Source organism: Ahrensia kielensis DSM 5890, from assembly GCF_000374465.1.
GTDB lineage: Bacteria > Pseudomonadota > Alphaproteobacteria > Rhizobiales > Rhizobiaceae > Ahrensia > Ahrensia kielensis.
Genome location: NZ_KB894536.1, coordinates 1 through 17,825, shown reverse-complemented (window position 1 = coordinate 17,825; position 17,825 = coordinate 1). Strand labels below are relative to the sequence as shown.

Annotated in this window: 18 protein-coding genes and 1 pseudogene; 6 read left to right on the top strand and 13 right to left on the bottom strand. The window is 46.1% G+C overall.

The annotated features are described in order from the left end of the window. Positions 1-68 precede the first annotated feature (68 nt). The 4 genes from C504_RS18120 to C504_RS0116220 form a co-directional block, all read right to left on the bottom strand. Positions 69-1,007 (bottom strand): ABC transporter permease, encoded by a 939-nt coding sequence (locus C504_RS18120; protein ID WP_018690427.1) that lies wholly within the window; start codon positions 1,005-1,007, stop codon positions 69-71. Further along, positions 997-2,487 (bottom strand): sugar ABC transporter ATP-binding protein, encoded by a 1,491-nt coding sequence (locus C504_RS0116235; RefSeq protein ID WP_018690426.1) that lies wholly within the window; start codon positions 2,485-2,487, stop codon positions 997-999. The genes C504_RS18120 and C504_RS0116235 overlap by 11 nt, the downstream gene beginning before the upstream one ends. Positions 2,488-2,552: 65 nt before the next feature. Beyond that, entirely contained in the window at positions 2,553-3,494 is a 942-nt protein-coding gene (locus tag C504_RS0116230; protein ID WP_018690425.1) for a sugar ABC transporter substrate-binding protein, read from the bottom strand. 421 nt (positions 3,495-3,915) lie between these two features. Next, on the bottom strand, positions 3,916-4,545 hold the full coding sequence (locus tag C504_RS0116220) for a TetR/AcrR family transcriptional regulator (RefSeq protein ID WP_018690423.1): 630 nt from the start codon (positions 4,543-4,545) through the stop codon (positions 3,916-3,918). Positions 4,546-4,617: 72 nt separating this feature from the next. On the opposite strand from C504_RS0116220, the gene C504_RS0116215 reads away from it, so the two are divergent. Beyond that, positions 4,618-5,337 (top strand): SDR family oxidoreductase, encoded by a 720-nt coding sequence (locus C504_RS0116215; protein ID WP_026317594.1) that lies wholly within the window; start codon positions 4,618-4,620, stop codon positions 5,335-5,337. A 124-nt stretch (positions 5,338-5,461) separates the two neighbouring features. Here the strand turns inward: C504_RS0116215 and C504_RS0116210 are convergent, their stop codons facing one another. Together C504_RS0116210 and C504_RS0116205 are read right to left on the bottom strand one after the other, a co-directional pair. After that, positions 5,462-7,093, bottom strand: coding sequence for an FAD-binding oxidoreductase (locus tag C504_RS0116210; RefSeq protein WP_018690421.1), 1,632 nt, complete (start codon positions 7,091-7,093; stop codon positions 5,462-5,464). 53 nt (positions 7,094-7,146) lie between these two features. Then, positions 7,147-7,788, bottom strand: coding sequence for a glutathione S-transferase (locus C504_RS0116205; RefSeq protein WP_018690420.1), 642 nt, complete (start codon positions 7,786-7,788; stop codon positions 7,147-7,149). Positions 7,789-8,004: 216 nt separating this feature from the next. Here C504_RS0116205 and C504_RS0116200 point away from each other — a divergent pair, with 216 nt between their 5' ends. After that, entirely contained in the window at positions 8,005-8,904 is a 900-nt protein-coding gene (locus tag C504_RS0116200) for a LysR family transcriptional regulator (protein ID WP_018690419.1), read from the top strand. 79 nt (positions 8,905-8,983) lie between these two features. On the opposite strand, the gene C504_RS0116195 is transcribed toward C504_RS0116200, so the two are convergent. The 4 genes from C504_RS0116195 to C504_RS0116180 all read right to left on the bottom strand — a co-directional run bounded on the left by C504_RS0116195 (position 8,984) and on the right by C504_RS0116180 (position 12,162). Continuing rightward, positions 8,984-10,135, bottom strand: a complete 1,152-nt coding sequence (locus tag C504_RS0116195; RefSeq protein WP_018690418.1) for a low temperature requirement protein A — start codon at positions 10,133-10,135, stop codon at positions 8,984-8,986. A gap of 147 nt (positions 10,136-10,282) precedes the next feature. Continuing rightward, positions 10,283-10,699, bottom strand: a complete 417-nt coding sequence (locus C504_RS0116190; RefSeq protein WP_156815987.1) for a hypothetical protein — start codon at positions 10,697-10,699, stop codon at positions 10,283-10,285. A 39-nt stretch (positions 10,700-10,738) separates the two neighbouring features. After that, a complete protein-coding gene (locus C504_RS0116185; protein WP_018690416.1) occupies positions 10,739-11,188 on the bottom strand; it encodes a GNAT family N-acetyltransferase in 450 nt (149 codons plus the stop codon). A gap of 98 nt (positions 11,189-11,286) precedes the next feature. Further along, positions 11,287-12,162 carry a LysR substrate-binding domain-containing protein gene (locus tag C504_RS0116180; RefSeq protein WP_026317593.1) on the bottom strand — a complete coding sequence of 292 codons (876 nt, stop codon included), beginning with the start codon at positions 12,160-12,162 and terminating at the stop codon, positions 11,287-11,289. Positions 12,163-12,382: 220 nt separating this feature from the next. On the opposite strand from C504_RS0116180, the gene C504_RS0116175 reads away from it, so the two are divergent. Further along, the gene (locus tag C504_RS0116175; protein ID WP_018690414.1) at positions 12,383-13,564 is read left to right on the top strand and encodes an MFS transporter; all 1,182 of its coding nucleotides are present in this window, start codon (positions 12,383-12,385) and stop codon (positions 13,562-13,564) included. Positions 13,565-13,597: 33 nt separating this feature from the next. Here C504_RS0116175 and C504_RS0116170 read toward each other — a convergent pair whose 3' ends face one another. Continuing rightward, complete coding sequence (locus C504_RS0116170; protein ID WP_018690413.1) at positions 13,598-14,482, bottom strand: LysR family transcriptional regulator; 885 nt, start codon at positions 14,480-14,482, stop codon at positions 13,598-13,600. Positions 14,483-14,604: 122 nt separating this feature from the next. Between C504_RS0116170 and C504_RS0116160 the strand changes: the two genes are divergently transcribed. The 3 genes from C504_RS0116160 to C504_RS18115 all read left to right on the top strand — a co-directional run bounded on the left by C504_RS0116160 (position 14,605) and on the right by C504_RS18115 (position 16,889). Next, positions 14,605-15,039 (top strand): DoxX family protein, encoded by a 435-nt coding sequence (locus C504_RS0116160; RefSeq protein ID WP_018690412.1) that lies wholly within the window; start codon positions 14,605-14,607, stop codon positions 15,037-15,039. Between the two features lie 68 nt (positions 15,040-15,107). Beyond that, complete coding sequence (locus C504_RS0116155) at positions 15,108-16,010, top strand: VOC family protein (protein ID WP_018690411.1); 903 nt, start codon at positions 15,108-15,110, stop codon at positions 16,008-16,010. A 177-nt stretch (positions 16,011-16,187) separates the two neighbouring features. After that, positions 16,188-16,889 (top strand): GntR family transcriptional regulator, encoded by a 702-nt coding sequence (locus tag C504_RS18115; protein WP_018690410.1) that lies wholly within the window; start codon positions 16,188-16,190, stop codon positions 16,887-16,889. Positions 16,890-16,953: 64 nt separating this feature from the next. Here the strand turns inward: C504_RS18115 and kduD are convergent, their stop codons facing one another. Both kduD and C504_RS18980 read right to left on the bottom strand, forming a co-directional pair. Then, positions 16,954-17,697 carry a 2-dehydro-3-deoxy-D-gluconate 5-dehydrogenase KduD gene (gene kduD / locus C504_RS0116145; RefSeq protein ID WP_018690409.1) on the bottom strand — a complete coding sequence of 248 codons (744 nt, stop codon included), beginning with the start codon at positions 17,695-17,697 and terminating at the stop codon, positions 16,954-16,956. Then, a pseudogene (locus C504_RS18980) lies at positions 17,694-17,825 on the bottom strand (5-dehydro-4-deoxy-D-glucuronate isomerase); the annotation flags it as partial. The pseudogene C504_RS18980 and the gene kduD, both read right to left, overlap by 4 nt.

Below are 17,825 nucleotides of genomic sequence, written 5' to 3'. Positions count from 1 at the left end.
CTACACCAAACATAGAATTCGATTACCAGGTTGTGTGCCTTGTGCGACAAGCCACCTAAACATTGCCTTTACTTGCGCATGTTAGATACCATGACAGCAATAACTATAATTGAGCCAATGACGATACTTTGCCAGTACGGATCGACTTCGATTATGTTCAAGCCATTGGCAATAACAGCCATCAGTAAAGCACCAATTACAGTGCCTGACACTTTGCCTTGTCCACCGGACAAAGATGTCCCACCGATGATAACAGCTGCAATAGCATTCAACTCATAACCCATTCCAGATGATGGCGGAGCTGCACCTACTCTAGCTGCGAAGATGACCCCGCCTAACGCGCAGGATAATCCACAAATTGTATATGCTGCTATTCGCACATAAGCGATGTTAATCCCCGACAGGCGTGCGGCTTCTTCGTTTCCGCCAATCGCATAAATCTCACGTCCAAGACGGGTATATTTTAGCAAAAACGCTGTGAGTATTGCTGCAAGCGCCGCAAGAAAAATGGGCACAGGAATCCAGAGAATAGAGCCGTCGGCTATCCATAAAAATTCTTCTGGAAAAGACATCGAAGGATTGCCGCGTGATATTAAAAGCACCACTCCGCGCGCAATTCCCATCATCCCTAAAGTTGTAATGAATGCAGGAACCTTGCCATATTGTATGATTATGCCATTGATCGCGCCGGCAGCTAAAGTTGCGGTTACAGCCACAAATCCAGCCAAAACAATATCAACATCGTGCACTACATTGAGCACAGCCATAATTGATATGGTTAGCGCTAAAAGAGAGCCTACCGACAAATCAATCCCGCCCGAAATGATGACAATCGTCATACCCAAACCAATGATGAGATTAATCGAAGCCTGCTTTCCAATATTTAATAGGTTGTTGGCTGTGAAAAAATACTCCGATAGGAATGACAATACGATTACAACGCATACCAGCCCCAACAAAGCCAAAAACTGCTGTTTATTATCCAAAATATTAGATTTAAGAGACAAGGGTTTCTCCGCTCATTGATAATACAATTTGTTCTGTTTTCAGGCTTTCACCGCTCAATTCGCTAACCAATGCCCCACGACGCATTACAAGAACGCGGTTGCAAATACCCACGACTTCGTCGATTTCTGACGAAGCAACAATGATGGTTTTGCCAGCCTTAGCCAGCTCCATGATCAGTGAATATATTTGGAATTTTGCGCCCACATCGATGCCGCGAGTCGGCTCGTCGAACATCAAAACTTCGCTATCACGAAGAAGCCATTTGGATAAAACGACTTTCTGCTGATTGCCCCCGCTTAAATTTTCAGCCAAATTTTTAGGGTTACTAGGGCGAATTTCCAACTTTGAAAAATTTTGCTCGGCGAATTCTTTTTCTAACTTGAGATCAAGAAACGGTTTTGAAATCTTGTCGAGTGAAGCAAGGCTGATGTTTTCAAGGCAACTCATAATAAGGTTTAGGCCTTGCTCTTTCCGGCTTTCCGGTAAGAGTCCGATCCTATTTTTCACAGCTTCGATGGGTGAGTGAATATTAACGACTGTGCCGTTTAGTTTTATCTCACCTGACTTAATCGGCGCGCCACCAAAAACGGAAATCAAAACTTCTGTTTTGCCGGCACCAACCAACCCCGTAATGCCCAGTACTTCACCTTTATGCGCTGTAAAAGATATATCCTCGAAACCGGCACCTGATAGATTGCAGACCTCTATGCAAGGATCGCCAATTGATATATTTTTGGGAGGGAAATGATCTTTTAATTCCGTCCCAACCATTTCAGTGACTATCGCATCAATGCTCATGTCTTGCGCTTGGTTTGTAGACATTTTTTTACCGTTCTTAAAAACGGTTATGCGGTCACAAATTTGCTTAATCTCATCCAGCCGGTGTGAAATATAAATGATAGCCACACCCGTTGCTTGTATTGTCCTTACAAAATCAAACAGCAAATGTGTCTCAGAGTCAGAGAGTGCAGACGTGGGTTCATCCATGATTAGGATGCGTAAATTTTCACGATGCACCACTTTAAGAATCTCGACCATTTGACGCGTTGCAACACCTAAGGATGACAGCTTATCGGTTGCAGATGCATCCACACCAAAACGTGTTAACAGCTCATCGGCCGTCGCGTTCATGGTTTCCCAATCGATGAAAAGCCCCTTCATTGGATAATCACCGAGAAATATATTTTCGGCGACCGAAAGAGAATTCACCTGCGAAAACTCTTGATAAATACCACCTATCCCTTGGGATTTCGCTTCTGCAGGCGTTTGAAAATCAACGGCTTTCCCGCCAATTGTCATTATGCCTGAATCTCGGTGGTATGCGCCTGTAATAATTTTAACGAGAGTGGATTTGCCAGCGCCATTTTCGCCAAGCAAAGCGTGAACTTCGCCTTCATCCAAATCAAAATCGATATTGTCTAATGCCAGCACCCCGGGGAATTGTTTAGACACCCCTTTAATTTCCAGTATCTTGCTCATTATCGCCCCGCCGACCAATTGGAAAACGCCTGCTAATTTCCATTAACAGGCGCTTATTTTGGACGTTACTGTTTGTAGTATTTGTCGACTTCAGCGGCCGTAACCAGCTCAGGCTCAATATAAGTTTCTGGATCGATACCTTCTGTTGATTTACCGCCTTCGATATATTTTAAGGCAGCATCCATGCTTAGCTCGACCATCCGCCGTGCATCCATACGAATGGTTGCAGCGACATCTCCAGCTTTAATAGCTGCGTAACCACCTTGCTGACCATCATATCCCACAAAGATTATATCGTCTTTACCTGCAGATTTCGCAGCACGTGCAGCGCCAACCGCAAGGTTGTCAGATTCACCAAATACGGCATCAACATCTGGATTAGACTGTAGAATGTCCTCCATCACTTTTAGACCTTCTTCTTCGGTCCAATGCGCGCCCTGTTGTGCAACAACTTCAAGTCCTGGATGCACCAATGCACCAAGTTCAAAGCCCTTTGTTCGCAAGATTTGTACGGGATTACCGGCCTCACCTTGAATAAGCGCAATCTTGCCAATACCGCCGAGTTTCTTGGCGATATAATCAACGGCCATTTTGCCACCTTGCCCGTTATCAACGCCAACATAGGCAACGATATCGTTTGTATTTAAACGGTTATCCATGTTCACAACTGCAACGCCAGCCTTCATTGCTTTTTTAACAACTGGCACAAGTGCTGTCGTGTGACCGGCTACCAAAATGATAATATCGGTCTGCTTCGTAATGAGATTTTCAATAATGGATATCTGGCCTTCATAATCACCAAATGAACCTGCAGGTGCATAGCGCTGAACATCAACACCAACTTCTTTGCCATACTCAACCGCTTGATCAGCCATTTCAATTTGAAATGCGTTCGTCGTGAGGTCCATCACGACAATTGCGCCCTTAAGATTTTCTGCAAACGCAGACGTTGCAAAAGTAAGCGCGCCTAATAGAGCCCCCACTCTAAGAAATTTACTTTTAGTCATTCCATTCCTCCCATTAATACCGAGGCCATCTCGGCAAAACTTAAACGTGCAATTCACAGATGAAGGCACGTCGATTCTGATGCCTACTGCTCGCTCCCCGTCACAATAAATTGCGCCTCCTAGGGGTGTTTGAGCTTTGCAAACACAAAAATGCCTGCCGTTCAGCTTCAGTGGAATGCACTATTTGATATGATCATCATTATGTCAACTGGTATAATGAGTATATACAAAATATGCTTTAAACTTACCGCAAATTTCAAAATCCGGGCTCATGGCACCAATGAGATGAGGTTAGAAATTAGTGCAAACCAATCCAGCGGCTGATACGACATTGATAAAATTCTCGTGTCACTGCTGCCTAAACACTGATAGAGTTGAAGCAATCTCTTGATTGGGCCGCTTAAATTGCAGTGTGCAAAAACTACTGTTTTTGATGTGCATTCAAATATGCAAGGCACATTAGCACCAGCTGCTCCCGAACATCTTCGGCTTCACTGTCCGAGAAATTTCGTTCAAAGGCATTTCTTATCGCGCCAAATATCACGGTTGTTAGCGTGAGATTTATGCGTTCAAGATTGCTCAGCGTTTTGTTTCTCGAACTTGAAAACATCGTCAATGTGGCAGCATTCACACGTTCTGCAAAGTTTGCGATTAGAGCCTCATTGTCTATGTCTACGACTGAGCGATAAAGAACGCGCGTTACATCTGGTCGCTCCATTTTAGCCACCCAATAGGTATCGACCAATGCCGCTACCATATCCTCAACGGTGGCACCGTGGTTGGCTTGACATGTCTTTTCAATTTTTACCGCCAAAGCCTCCAAATAACGTTCGTTGAGTGCATAGATGAGCGACTGTTTGTTAGGAAAATACTGGTACATCGTACCAATCGAAACACCGGCCCTTTCAGCGACACGAGTCGTGGTCAACTTATGTGTATTCCCAATCAGTAAAACCTGAATAGTTGCTTCAAAAATAGCATCAACTGTAACGCGTGCGCGCTGCTGGTGTGGCCTTTTTCGGGGTTTCAAAGCGTCGGTTGACGATGACATGAAATGCGAATCCTAAACCTGAGTAATTCTTCATATATTAATTCAACCATTCATATGAAGGAAGGTATTCAAATGGAAAATAAACGTATTGCGCTCGTCTCCGGTGGCAACAAAGGAATAGGGCTTGAGATTGCCCGACAACTCGCAAAAGCAGGAGTAACCGTTATTATCGGCGCAAGAAACGATGACCGCGCTGCAAGCGCACTGGAAGATTTAAATTCAAACGGTCTGAATGTACAAAGTGTACATCTTGATCTCGACAAGCCTGAAAGCTTGGCAGCAGCAGAGACGAAGATAAAGGCCCAATACGGACGTCTCAACATACTGGTCAATAATGCTGGCGTGTTCGATTTCGCTGACGCCACACCGAGCAAAGCTTCAATTAATGCTGTTCGTAGAGTGATGGAAGTCAACTTTTTCGGCGCGCTTGCCTTAACCCAAGTCATGCTTCCACTATTACGCAATGCACCTGAAGGTCGTATCGTGAATATATCAAGTTCGCTTGGTTCGCTCACTTTGAATGGGGATCCAAATTCCACTTTTTATGCGCAGCAATATATTGGCTACAACGCATCAAAGGCTGCACTAAGCATGTTAACCGTTCAATTAAATGAAGAATTATCGGATACGAATATCAAAGTGAATTCGGTGAGTCCGGGCTTCGTTAAAACTGATCTTACGGGATATGGAGAGATGACACCCGAAGAGGGCGCGAGACTTCCTGTTCAGTTTGCACTTAATAGCGTGGAAACGGGTGGGTTTTTCGAGCCCAAGGGCAGAACACCTTGGTAAAGCGATTAATAAAACACGGTATTAGCAATCATTGAGAATGTTGTTTTTGCCACTTCTGACACTCACCGTTTGTCGAGTTCTTAGGCAAACGGTGGGCAGCATGCAACGAGTATGAAGAAAGAGGTTAGCTGGACGGCCCAAAGCTCTCAAAGTGAATTTGTGACATCGGTACTCCACCTTTTTCGAGGCCATTTCGAATATTTGCAATAAATGAGGCTGGGCCACACAACATGTATTGTGCATCAGCGCCAGTATTCAGGGCAAGCAATGCATCGGCAGTTATCCGCCCACTGTTGTAGATATTTTCCCCATCAGCTTCATCGGCAATCGCTGCACTATAAAAGATTTGATATTTAAAATCACTCAATTGAGCAGCGATAGCTTCAACTTCTTTTTGAAACGCTTGGGTTTGAGGATTGCGTGCTCCGTGGATAAACCAAAGTGGTCTAGGCTGCTTTTCCTTCATCGCCGCATATAGCATCGCCATCATCGGCGTCACGCCAACGCCTGCACTAACCAACACCAACGAACATCGACCATAGGGCGCAACAAAATCACCAGAAGGTTGTTTTGCATTGATTTCGTCGCCTATATTCAACTGGTCGTGGATAAATCGTGAGGCAACACCTCGGTCTTCACGTTTTACGCTTATCCGGTAATGATTTTCATTTACTGGACCAGACAGCGAATAATTGCGCCTCACGGTCCCCGCTTGACCATTTACATTCAATTCAATCGGTAGGTACTGGCCAGCGAGGAAGGGGGGCAGAGCTATATTGTCTTGGTGAGCCAAATATATCGAGGTAATTTCAGCGCTTTCTTGAACTTTATCGACGACCTTCAGGCGCAAATGATCATCGGCGTTTTCACGCCACCGCAAAGCAAGCGCCGCAGGGCGCTCTATGACTTGCTCGATTGTCACCTCAATCATACGACGCGCATTTGGATCATGACTGCCGATCGCTGACCAGTTGATGCGAGCGCGGCCTGTTATATGCAACATGCTGCCGCTGACAAAATCGACAAAGAGTAAACCCACACGCGGATCGCGTAACAAATTACCAATGGTATTGAAAAATTTATTCCCATCATAATCAGGAATGTGAAGGGTGCCCTTCGAGTCGATACGCACGAACCCAGGGTCACCTCCGCGATGAGAGGCATCGTATCCATCACCGCCCTGTCTTGCAGGTAAAGAGAAACCAGAGCCTATGAAAAATGTATCAGCGGCTTTTATCTGTCGACATTGAGCATCGCTCAATTGATCTGAGACACGCGTTCCTAATGTTGGCTTATGCTTTACGCGATACCATTCACGCTCACGAATATATTGCGGACAATTGCCAAAGCTCTGATCTACATCGACGATAAATTTCTCACCATCATTTCGGATCCTTCCATTCAGGCGGTTTCTACGCCTCGTTGAAAGTTCAATTCCCAAAATGCCAATATTTGCATCATGATGAAACGACTTCATAAGCGGATCATCATGCGAAAATGATGAAGCGAATGTCAGGCTTTGCGGCGTGGGTGACTTAGCGAACCCTTCTTCACCCTCAAGAATTGATACCCATGGCCGCCCTGTATCATCAGCCCCTGCCACCACGAGAAAAGGCAACGCCGAAAAGAATGCGCGATGTTGCTCCGGCATAAAATCTCGGATGAACCCGCCCGTTGACGCTGCTGCTTCCCGTGTACCAGCGCGCTCCTGTGCCTCTATTTCTCCTATATGAAATGGGCCTTCTTCTTTTGGCATAGCAACGCGCTCCTATCGGCATTGATTTGAGTGATCCAGTGTAAATATTGGCATCACGCAAGTTCGGGCGAACGCGCCATGCCAATAAATTTTGGAAGAGACTCAATTCGAACAAGCCAAGTCCGGATATTTGGATATGGGTTTAAGGACACCCCACCCTCAGGCGCATGGGCTATGTAACTATAACCCGCTATGTCGGCGAGCGTTGGCCGGTCAGACACAAGCCAATCTCGCTTTGCAAGATGTTCATTCATAACTTTAAAAAGCGTATACGCTTTTGCCTTGGCTTCCTCATGATCCAAGTTCACACCAAAAACAGTAACAAGACGTGCAGAACAAGGCCCATAAGCGATTTCACCGGCAGCAATCGACAGCCAACGTTGTATTTGTGCTTTCTCAATCGGAGAGCGACCGACCCAATCACTGGCATTACCATAACGCTCTGCCAGATACGTAATAATCGCATTTGAATCACATAGACTTACTCCGCTATCCTCAATTGCCGGCACTTGTCCAAGTGGACTTATTTTTAGATAATTTGTGGCTTTATGAGCTCCGTTTGCCATATCCAGATCGATGGTTTCATACGGCAAATCAAGAAGAGCGAGCATGAGTTCGACTCTGTGGCAATGGCCTGATTTCGGATTACGATAGAGTTTAACAGGCTGGTCAATTCGTATGTTTGTTTCAGGCATGACAATCTTCCAATCAATATCGTGTCAACAATGGTTCCGTGCTTCAAACTTGAAGGAGTAGCTGCGGGCAGATTTTGTAGGCGGTAATTGAAAGCAATGGTTTCACCACTAACCGAAACAACCGAACCTGCTGAAAACAAGATAATGATTTTCTAAAACAATAATAATATACTATGTTTGAACTTCATTATTTCTAAATCTGAAATTAAGTGAAGCATGGATCACCTTAAAGCACTTAAAATATTTGTTTCAGTTGCTGACACTCAAAGCTTTAGCGCGGGTGCAAAAGCGTTGGGGTTAAGCGCACCTACCGCAACGCGCGGTGTTAATGAACTTGAAATAGAAATTGGCGCTAGATTATTCCGACGCACGACTAGGCAAGTAAAGCTAACGGAAGTGGGCAAAGCTTATCTGGATGACGTGCGTGAAATTCTAAACCAACTTCAAGCTGCAGATGATGCTGCATCGGGGGCTGCAAGCAAACCTATGGGTAATTTGCGCATTACATGCCCGCAAGAATTTGGCAGAATATATGTAGCCCCACTTGTCGCAGAGTTTCTTGAACAGAACCCTGATGTTAATGCTGATATTCTCATGGTGGACCGCAATGTAGATCTTATTGAAGAAGGTTACGACATTGCCGTGCGTATTGGTCACCTTCCTTCATCCGGCTTATCCGCCACCAAGGTTGGATCTGTGCGTAGAATCATCTGTGGTGCGCCAGAATATTTCGCTGAAAATGGCCGTCCAGAACAGCCAAATGATCTTATCCCATCCCATCGCATCATCTTCACAACGGCTGACAATTCATCGAATGAATGGCGCTTCGGGCATGACAATAAAATTGCGATCAAATTTAAGCCGAGACTTACTGTGAGTAGTGTAGCCGCATCCATCGACATCGCACATCAAGGCTGGGGTTTGTGCCGCGCCCTTTCCTATCAAGTCATTTCGGATTTAGAGGCCGGTTTGTTGGAGCCAGTGCTTATAGACCACGAACCAGAGCCGTTACCAGTTAATCTAGTGCACGTTGAAGGGCGTAAAGCACCGGCAAAAATACGCGCGTTCATCAATTTTATGAGCCACCGCCTTCGACAAATCGATGCGCTGAAATAAAACTATACTATAACCAACGGTATAATTTCACTTTGTCTGGCATGCAGCACACCGAACATCTTCGATGTGCTGCAGCATCTTATTTAAGATTATTTTGCGCCAAATAGTTTCGCACCAAAACGCTTAATGCAGTCATAGCCGCGATGCCCTCAAGAGCAAGAGGCGTGAGCGGCGCAAGAAGCACAAGAACAGCAAATATTGGAAGCACGAGTTTCGCGTTCCCTGTTAGGCAAAAACGATCACGCACAAACCATAGGCCGAGCATATAAATTGCCACAGGAATACCCACGGGATAGTCGCCCACCAAGAGAGACGCTTTGGCATGACCTGAAATCACATCGACAAGAACGGCAAAGCCCGCTCCGACTGCCGCGCCGGATGCAAAAATAATAAAATGCCCATAGCCCCACACTAACGCACGGTTAAGGTCGCTGGTTTGAAGGTGTTCTTCTTGGCTAAAATATAGCCACCACATCGAAAACACGATAACAAGTGCTGAGATAGCAATGTGAACGAATGCAATATTTGTTTCACCATTTGCGACTTGCTGCAGCGAGATTACGCCCGCCAGAAAGGTCTCGCCTAGCACGATAATATTCAACAAGCCGTAACGCTCAATAATATGGTGGCGATGCCATGGTGTCGTGTTTTTACGCTCTGCTATTACGGGAACAGCCAGCTCCAAAACAACGCCCACAATGAACAGTCCATAGACAAAAGCAGGGGTAAGAGGCTGAAGGAATAAGAAGCTCACCCAGAAAACTTGCACTAAGCCAATACCGATTGCGTATGTCATGGCCGTAGAGCGGTGATCAGGATCGCTAACTGCCGCACGAAGCCAAAGCGCAATCATGCCAACGCGCATGATAATGTACCCAAGGATAACCATTGTCAGGTCACCCGATTTAAACAGCGGGCTAATTCCTGCCGCCATAAAAAGTGACCCGCCCATAATGAGCATTGTCAGCAGGCGAAAAAGAGCATCATCATTGTCATAGGCGGAGGCAAACCAAGTGTAATTCATCCATGCCCACCAAATGGCGAAGAACGCCATTAGAAATGTGATGATGCCCTGCACCGCATGCGCTTCGGCAATTGCATGATGCAATCCTAAAGCTGCGGCCGCTATCGCAATGACAGATACCAAGTCGAACAAAAGCTCTAAGGGGGTAGCTGCGCGGTGTGTTTCTTCGGGGCTACGAGGGGAAAGTGGTCGATAGAAAAAGGCCATGATATCCTGCGATAACTGAGTTTCCAGTATATTATCGCATTGCTTAAACAAACGAAACAAGTTTGTAACGTGCCTTTTCAGAGGGAATTCCTCTTTTATTAAAGTAGTGAGTCCTGCCCAAACAAAGTCGGGCAGGAAATTCAGTGATTACTTTGGCTGGACCATCAAATCTTGAACCATTACCTTGCCGCCGCCACCAACAGCTTTGGCTTTATTTTGCTTCACATTCGATTTGGTCTGCTTTGCAAGAGCTTCAAATTCTTTTTTGTTTTTAATCACTTTGAAGTTTGCTGGCAGCTTAGAAGCGATGCCCATATGGCAACCCAGCCGACCGTCTGAATATATTCCAACAGTACCGCCTTGGCCTTCACAGCCTTTTTTATGCGCTGCATATTCAGCCGTTGTGTATGCTGAGGCAGACGTAGCAAATAAAGGCACTAGGATAGCCATAAGACCAATTTTTTTAACTGTTGAAAAGTTCATCGTTTCTCTCTTTATGTTAATTTGAATTCGTATTTTCACTCTAAAGATTACGTCTGAACCAAAGATGCATAGAGTATTCATTTTCCGTTCACGATGCTTTCACATCAAACACGATGGCAGTTACAACCCAAGCTCTTTCCTCATCGAAACAGTACTATTGAGTCGAGAGACCTCCTCCCACCCTAGGCACTCATAAAGTTGAATATTTTCGGGCATATCTACATGCGTGTTTAACCGCATCTCGTTATAGCCTTGCCGTTTTGCTTCGCGTTCTGAAAGCGCCATCAATTTGCGCCCAATGCCTTTACCGCTGTGGCTTGGATGAACTGCCAAATTTGCAAGCTTCATAAAGCCGTCTTCCTTTATGAGCACAAGGCAGGCAATGATCTCATCAGCTTCCACGGCAACCCACACCTGATTGTGGGTTATATCCTCTATAATTCCATCAGAAACGGACGGCATTTCGGATATGCGGTTCGAATATTTTGCATAGGCTGCATCGATACACGAAACCAAGGCTTCGCTATCTTCCAACACTGCTTTGCGTGGCTGAATATTATTTGAACTCAAAATGTTTCCTTTACACGAGCGTTCGCTCTAACACGAACAATCCATCATTGTCGCATAATCGCGGACTACGTCTGCTCCTGCAACACGAATAGGCTTTGTTATCGAAACTCCCAATTGGCCATGCACCATGACCAAACGGCATCGACGGTTTCACGAGGGTGAGGTGAGCGTTTTCTCACAAGATAGAAATCAGACCCCGCTTTAAAATCTGCCGAGCATATTTTGATTAGGCGCCCTCCATCTAGATCCGGCTGAACAAAGGCACGGCAAACAATAGCCACTCCCTGCCCTGCTAAAGCGGCATCGAGTGCCAGTGTTGTCTGGTTGAATACTGCGCCAGGTAGTTTGTCAGGTCTGTCGAAAAATTTAGACCAGTTATTGTAGGCATCGTGCAGTAGAGGAAGCTCGCTGATTTGTTTCCGCGTCAATGGTAACTGCGCATCACCCAATAAGTGCGGGCTTGCCACAAGAACCAGATCATGACGAAACAGCAAGTGCGTCTCTAGCGAGGCCGGAAACGGTGGGTGTGTTTGACGTACTGCGATGTCAACTTGATCTCGATCGAAGTCAGAAACACTCTCGGTTGCGATTGTGCGCAGCTCCACCCCTGGCAGCGCGGCTTTCAAAATAGACATTTGCGGAATGAGCATTTTCGTCGCGAATGTCGGCGTGACACTAATCGTAACACTGTCGGGTCGGTTGTGAAGCTGGGCTGTTGCTTTACTAAGAAGATCGAACGCGCGCGTTACCTCATTAAGGTAAGTCGCTCCCTGCGGTGTAAGTGCAACGCCGCGTGGCAAGCGATGAAACAATGAAGTGCCCAAATGATCTTCTAAATGCCTGATTTGTTGTGCAACTGCGCTTTGTGTGACGCTAAGTTCTTCTGAAGCGGCACGGAAGTTCATATGGCGACCGGACGATTCGAATACCCGCAACGCGTTAAGCGGCGGTAATTTTCTGCGAGAAATAGTCATGCTAACCCTGTAATTTTTCTACAGTATAGCGGGTTTCTTTCTAAGGAGAAACTATATCGTAAATAGGCCATTATGCGATCAGCCTTTCAGAGGGCTGAACAACACCAAAATAAACCACGAGGGCTTGAAATCGAGAGTATCTGGCAGAGTTCGCACATTAAGAGCGGACCAATCTAATGCCAGTGAATACCGTTGAGCCCAAACAACACCGAGAACTATAATGCTCGTCAAAAGAGAAACTCTGATACCGACATCATATTCGGTTATTCTGGCCGTGAGCGGCACCCATTTAATTAATGATCTTATTCAATTTTTACTACCTGCGCTCTATCCAGTTTTCAAATCACAGTATTCGCTCAACTATTTCCAGTTAGGTCTCCTTACGCTGGCCCAGCAGATCACGGCATGCATATTGCAGCCGCTCATGGGGCTTTATGGGGATATCAAACCTAAGCCTTACACGCTTGCTGTTTCACTGGGCGTTGTTGCTGTAGGCATCGTCATGCTGGCAACTGCGAACTCATTTCCCCTTTTGCTTTTGGCAGCAATTGTGCTCGGTACAGGATCGGCCTTATTCCACCCAGAGGCATCGCGCGTTTGCCGTATGGCATCGGGTGGTAAACTCGGCTTTGCTCAATCCAGCTTTCAGGTTGGCGGTAACGTGGGCACGGCTTTGGGGCCTCTTGCTGCTGCATTATTTGTTCTTCCCTTGGGACAGATCAGCACCGTGTGGTTCGGTCTTTTTGCCGTATTGGGCGTCATCATTTTGCTCTGGGTTGCACGGTGGTTCTCAAACCATCAGCGGATAATGCAATCGACTGCAGCGCCACAGATCTCGCTGCCGCAAATGCCTAGAAAAAGGCTTATTTTTGCATTCGCAATCATCGGCGCATTGCTTCTCAGCAAGTTCGTCTACATTGAAACATTCAAAAGTTATTACGCATTTTTTCTTATCGAAAAGTTCGAGCTGGGCATTCAAGAAGCACAAACCATGTTGTTCGTCTTTCTCGGCGCTGTTGCGGTTGGCACCTTTGTCGGCGGCCCTGTTGGGGACCGAATTGGCCGCAGAAAAGTTATCTGGGTATCAATCGTGGGCGCTTTACCTTTTGCGCTTATTCTTCCGCATGCAAACTTAATGGGAACTATTGCTCTTAGCATATTTGTTGGGTTGATTTTGGCCTCTGCTTTTTCTGCTATCGTCGTCTATGCACAAGAACTTCTGCCGCAAAAAGTCGGCATGGTTTCAGGCTTTGTATTTGGGTTTGCATTTGGCGTCGGCGCTCTTGGAGCCGCTGCATTGGGTGCGCTTGCTGACCAAGTCGGGATGCAGCAAATGTACAACTACATGTCCATACTTTTGTGCTTAGGTTTTCTAACAGTCTTCCTGCCGGACATAGAGTAGGAAGAAATGGTCGCATGGCATCTATCTCACAGCCTATTTAAGACCTTGAGGACCAGCTAGAAAATCGAGGAAACTTCTTACTTTGGCGGGCAAATAACTACGATCTGCATAGATCGCATTCACATGTAGCCTAGGCCATTCGATTTCCGGCAGAACCAGTTCCAAATTACCTGCCGCCAAATCATCTTGTGTCACCCAATTGGGCAACATTGCGTAGCCCATGCCCGCTAAAGCAGAGAAGTGAAGCAGACTTTCATTACCGCTAACCAGCACAGGTTTAAGTTTTACGTCTACACCATTTTCACCACCAAAACGGATACGCCCGTCTGCAGCAACTTGAGAATAAGCAAGCATAGGGGCGCCAGAGAGATCGCCTACCGTAAGAGGGCGTGAAACCTGATCCAAAAATGCTGGCGCAGCAACCAGCTGGAACGTAACTTCAGTCAATTTGCGGGCGATTAGCCCCTCGTCCAAAGCTGCTGTTACCCGCAGCGCTAAATCAAAACCTTCTTCTACGATATTAATCTTACGCCCACTGACATCGATATCGAATGCCACGTGCGGGTTTTCGCGCTGATAGGCTGCTAATATTTTCGCAAATACTGGATTAGACATCCAAACCGGCATTGATATTTTTAAAGTCCCACGGGGCGCAACTGTATCATTTGACAGTTGAGTTTCAGCTTCTTCTAAACCTTCCAACAATGGATGTACCGCCATTAAATACTGAGCACCAGCTTCCGTAAGGCTAACATTCCGACTGTTGCGGTTGAGCAAACGCGCACCAATGCGCGTTTCAACATGCTGGACATGCTTGGTGGTCATTGCTGGCGACAAATTCATTCGCTCAGCCACGGCAGAAAAACTCTTATGCTCCGCAACGGCAGCAAGAACGCGAAGGCTCAGTAATGTGTCCATAATCATCAACTCACAGTGAATGGTACTTCAATATACAGACCAATGATCAACAAAACGGAAACTGTTACAAGCAATTCAAACTTAACACCACCGCATCTTGGTGGACTTAAAGGAATTGAAAAATGACAACGATTGACACGACGATGAAACCAGCAAGCAATAAATGGAACGTTGGCCTTTGGGTAGCGGCAGTTCTGCTGGCTCTGCTCTATGCAATGTCCGTTTACATGAAGCTCTTTTTATCCCACACCGAGATGGTGCAAATGGGCTTGGCTTGGGCAGAGAATGCACCCATAGCTTTTGTAAGGTTTATTGGAATTGCAGAACTGCTTGGCATCATTGGATTGATCCTACCAGCAGCAACTCGCATTATGCCAAAGCTAACTATTTATGCTGCAATGGGCTTGGCGGCGATACAAGTACTGGCCATACCTTTTCATATGTATCGCGGTGAATTTACCGCCCTTCCATTCAATTTAATTTATCTAGGACTTGCTATTTTGATCATCTGGGGTCGCAGCAAAAAAGCACCAATCGCAGCACGCATTGGACACTAAATATTTGTAGCGTTCCTCCACCTGATGTCGGGGCGCTTCCTTTATCTTACTCTTGAAAGATCGCCTAAATGACCAATCTGCCCCTCGCTACATCGCCAAATTATAAACTCCAGACCGATCGATTGTCATGGGGCGTGGTTGAACTTCAAGTAACCGACCTTAAGCGCGCAGCAAACTTTTGGATGTCGGCTCTGGGACTGATCAAACGAAACAGCGCCGCAACAAGCATATCCTTGGGAACGAATAAAAAGACACTTTTTGTTCTGCACACAGGCGCATCCAAAGCAGCCGAACCGGCTTATACGGGCATGTATCACGTGGCAATTGGGGTACGCAGCCAAGTTGAGTTTTCTCGTCTGCTAGCCCGATTGATACAACTGAAAGTGCGCGTTAGTCCAACCGATCATTTACTCGCAAAGTCGCTTTATTTGATTGACCCTGATGGTCTCGAAATTGAAATTTATTTTGAAACTCCCGAGCGCTTTGGCCACTTTGGTGATGTGTCTAGAGGACTCTCTATGTACGACAGCGAAGGTCGTCCTCACAACGGACGAGAGCCCTTAAATGTTCATGCTGAATTAGCCCATACCACATCTGCCAACGTTAACGCTGACATTGCTGATGATGCTTATATTGCACACATTCATTTCAAAGTGGGCAACATCGAACCAGCTTTAGATTGGTTTGAAACCCTTGGGTTTTCCCGTCATCTCACACTGACGAATTGGGGATTTGCCGATATGGGTGCTGGCGTCGCCAATACTCACCGTTTGGCTATGAACATCTGGGCGGGACAAAATCTTCCTGCGGCCCCTAACGATATGGCTCGATTAATCCGCTATGAACTGATTGGCCACGATGCGGGCTTATTAACAAACGCTCCTTTGAAACGAGATGGAAATATCCTGCGCGGATGCGACCCAACTGGCGTTGATATAAGTTTACGTTTAGCTGACAGTAAAGTTGATTAAAACACAGCGCCCTATTTCTGGGAACGATGTAGAAAGCAAATCACCTCACTTACAAAGCGCTTAAAGAAATTGAAAAACAAACAAACTTAAAGTGCTTTACGCGTGAATATGTGGTAGCTCTAAGAGAGTATTTTATAATACACTCTTAGAGGACTTTGCACTTCGCATTGAATACAAATGGACATTGTTCACCAGTCAGAAAACAGCCGCAACGTAACGGTTAAACGTTCGTCTTCGGCCGATGTTTTCGATTCTATATATGATCAGATAACATCGCTAGAGCTGAAACCGGGCGAAAAAGTTTCTATTGTTGAAATTGCAAAGCAGTTTGATGTTTCACGGCAGCCAGTTCGTGAAGCTTTCATTAAGCTGAGCAATATGGGCCTGCTGTTGGTTAAACCCCAGAGCGCCACGATCGTACGAAAGATTTCAATTAGCGAAGTTGCTGATGCTCGTTTTATTCGCAAATCAATTGAAATCGGCATCGCAAGAAAAGCGTGTGCGCGTTGGAACAGCGATTATCTAGCGGATTTCCAACGTAATCTTGATGAGCAGCGCGCAGCAGCAAATCGCGGCGACCTCAATCATTTTCGTGAACTTGATTCTCAATTTCACCAACTTCTTTGTACTGTTGCAGGGCACGCCGATGTCTATTCTGTAATCGCGGAGAACAAAGCGAAAGTAGATCGCCTCTGCGCACTATCGTTTACATTACATGCAGAAACTGAAGCAGTTTATCGTGAGCACACGGATATCGTTGATCTTCTGAACAAAGGTGAGGAAGAACCACTGATCCGCCAAATGGATGCGCATCTTTCGCGGCTTGATGGTATGATTGAAGAAGTATCAAAGACACACCACGAATATTTTGAAGCATAAGCGGCCGGAAAGTTTCAATCCGGCCGCTGTTCACTATAGATGAACCTGCATTAGTTTGCAGGTATCAGCGTGCCAGCCAACCACCATCGACATTTAAAATAGCACCATGCACATAATCGGCAGCAGCCGATGAAAGATACACAGCTGTGCCGGCAATATGTTCCGGCTTGCCCCATGTACCCGCTGGTATGCGCGATAAAATTTCCGCTGACCGCACAGGATCATCGCGCAAGGCTTCGGTATTGTTGGTTGCGATATAACCAGGTGCAATTGCGTTTACATTGATGCCTTTTGACGCCCACTCATTTGCTAGAATTTTTGTCACACCTGCAACACCATGCTTGGACGCTGTGTAAGACGGTACGCGAATGCCCCCTTGAAAAGAAAGCAACGACGCAATGTTGACCACTTTGCCTTGGGCGTTACGCGCGATCAATTGTTTAGCAAAGGCCTGCGTTGTAAAGAACAACGCCTTGAGATTAACGTCCATGACGTCATCCCAATCTTTTTCTGAAAAATCAGTCGAATCTGATCGACGTATAATGCCTGCATTATTGACCAAGATGTCGAGAGTTCCGAGCCCTTCAATTGCTTTTACGCCAGCCATTGGATCATCAAAATCAATAATGATGCTTTCGCCGCTGGCACCAATTTTCTCGATCTCGGCTACTGTTTCTGAACATGTTCGCCGTCCGGCGCACAACACATATGCGCCAGCCCGTGCAAGCTCGACGGCAATAGCTTGACCGATGCCAGTATTGGCGCCCGTGACAAGCGCTCTTTTTCCTTCAAGAGAAAACAGGTTCACCGCAACGCCTCCATTGGAACCATATCCATATCAGTGAAGTCGACATTGTCACCGGCCATCGCCCAACAGAACGTGTATGAACCTGTGCCTACGCCGCTGTGAATTGACCAAGGCGGTGAAATGACGGC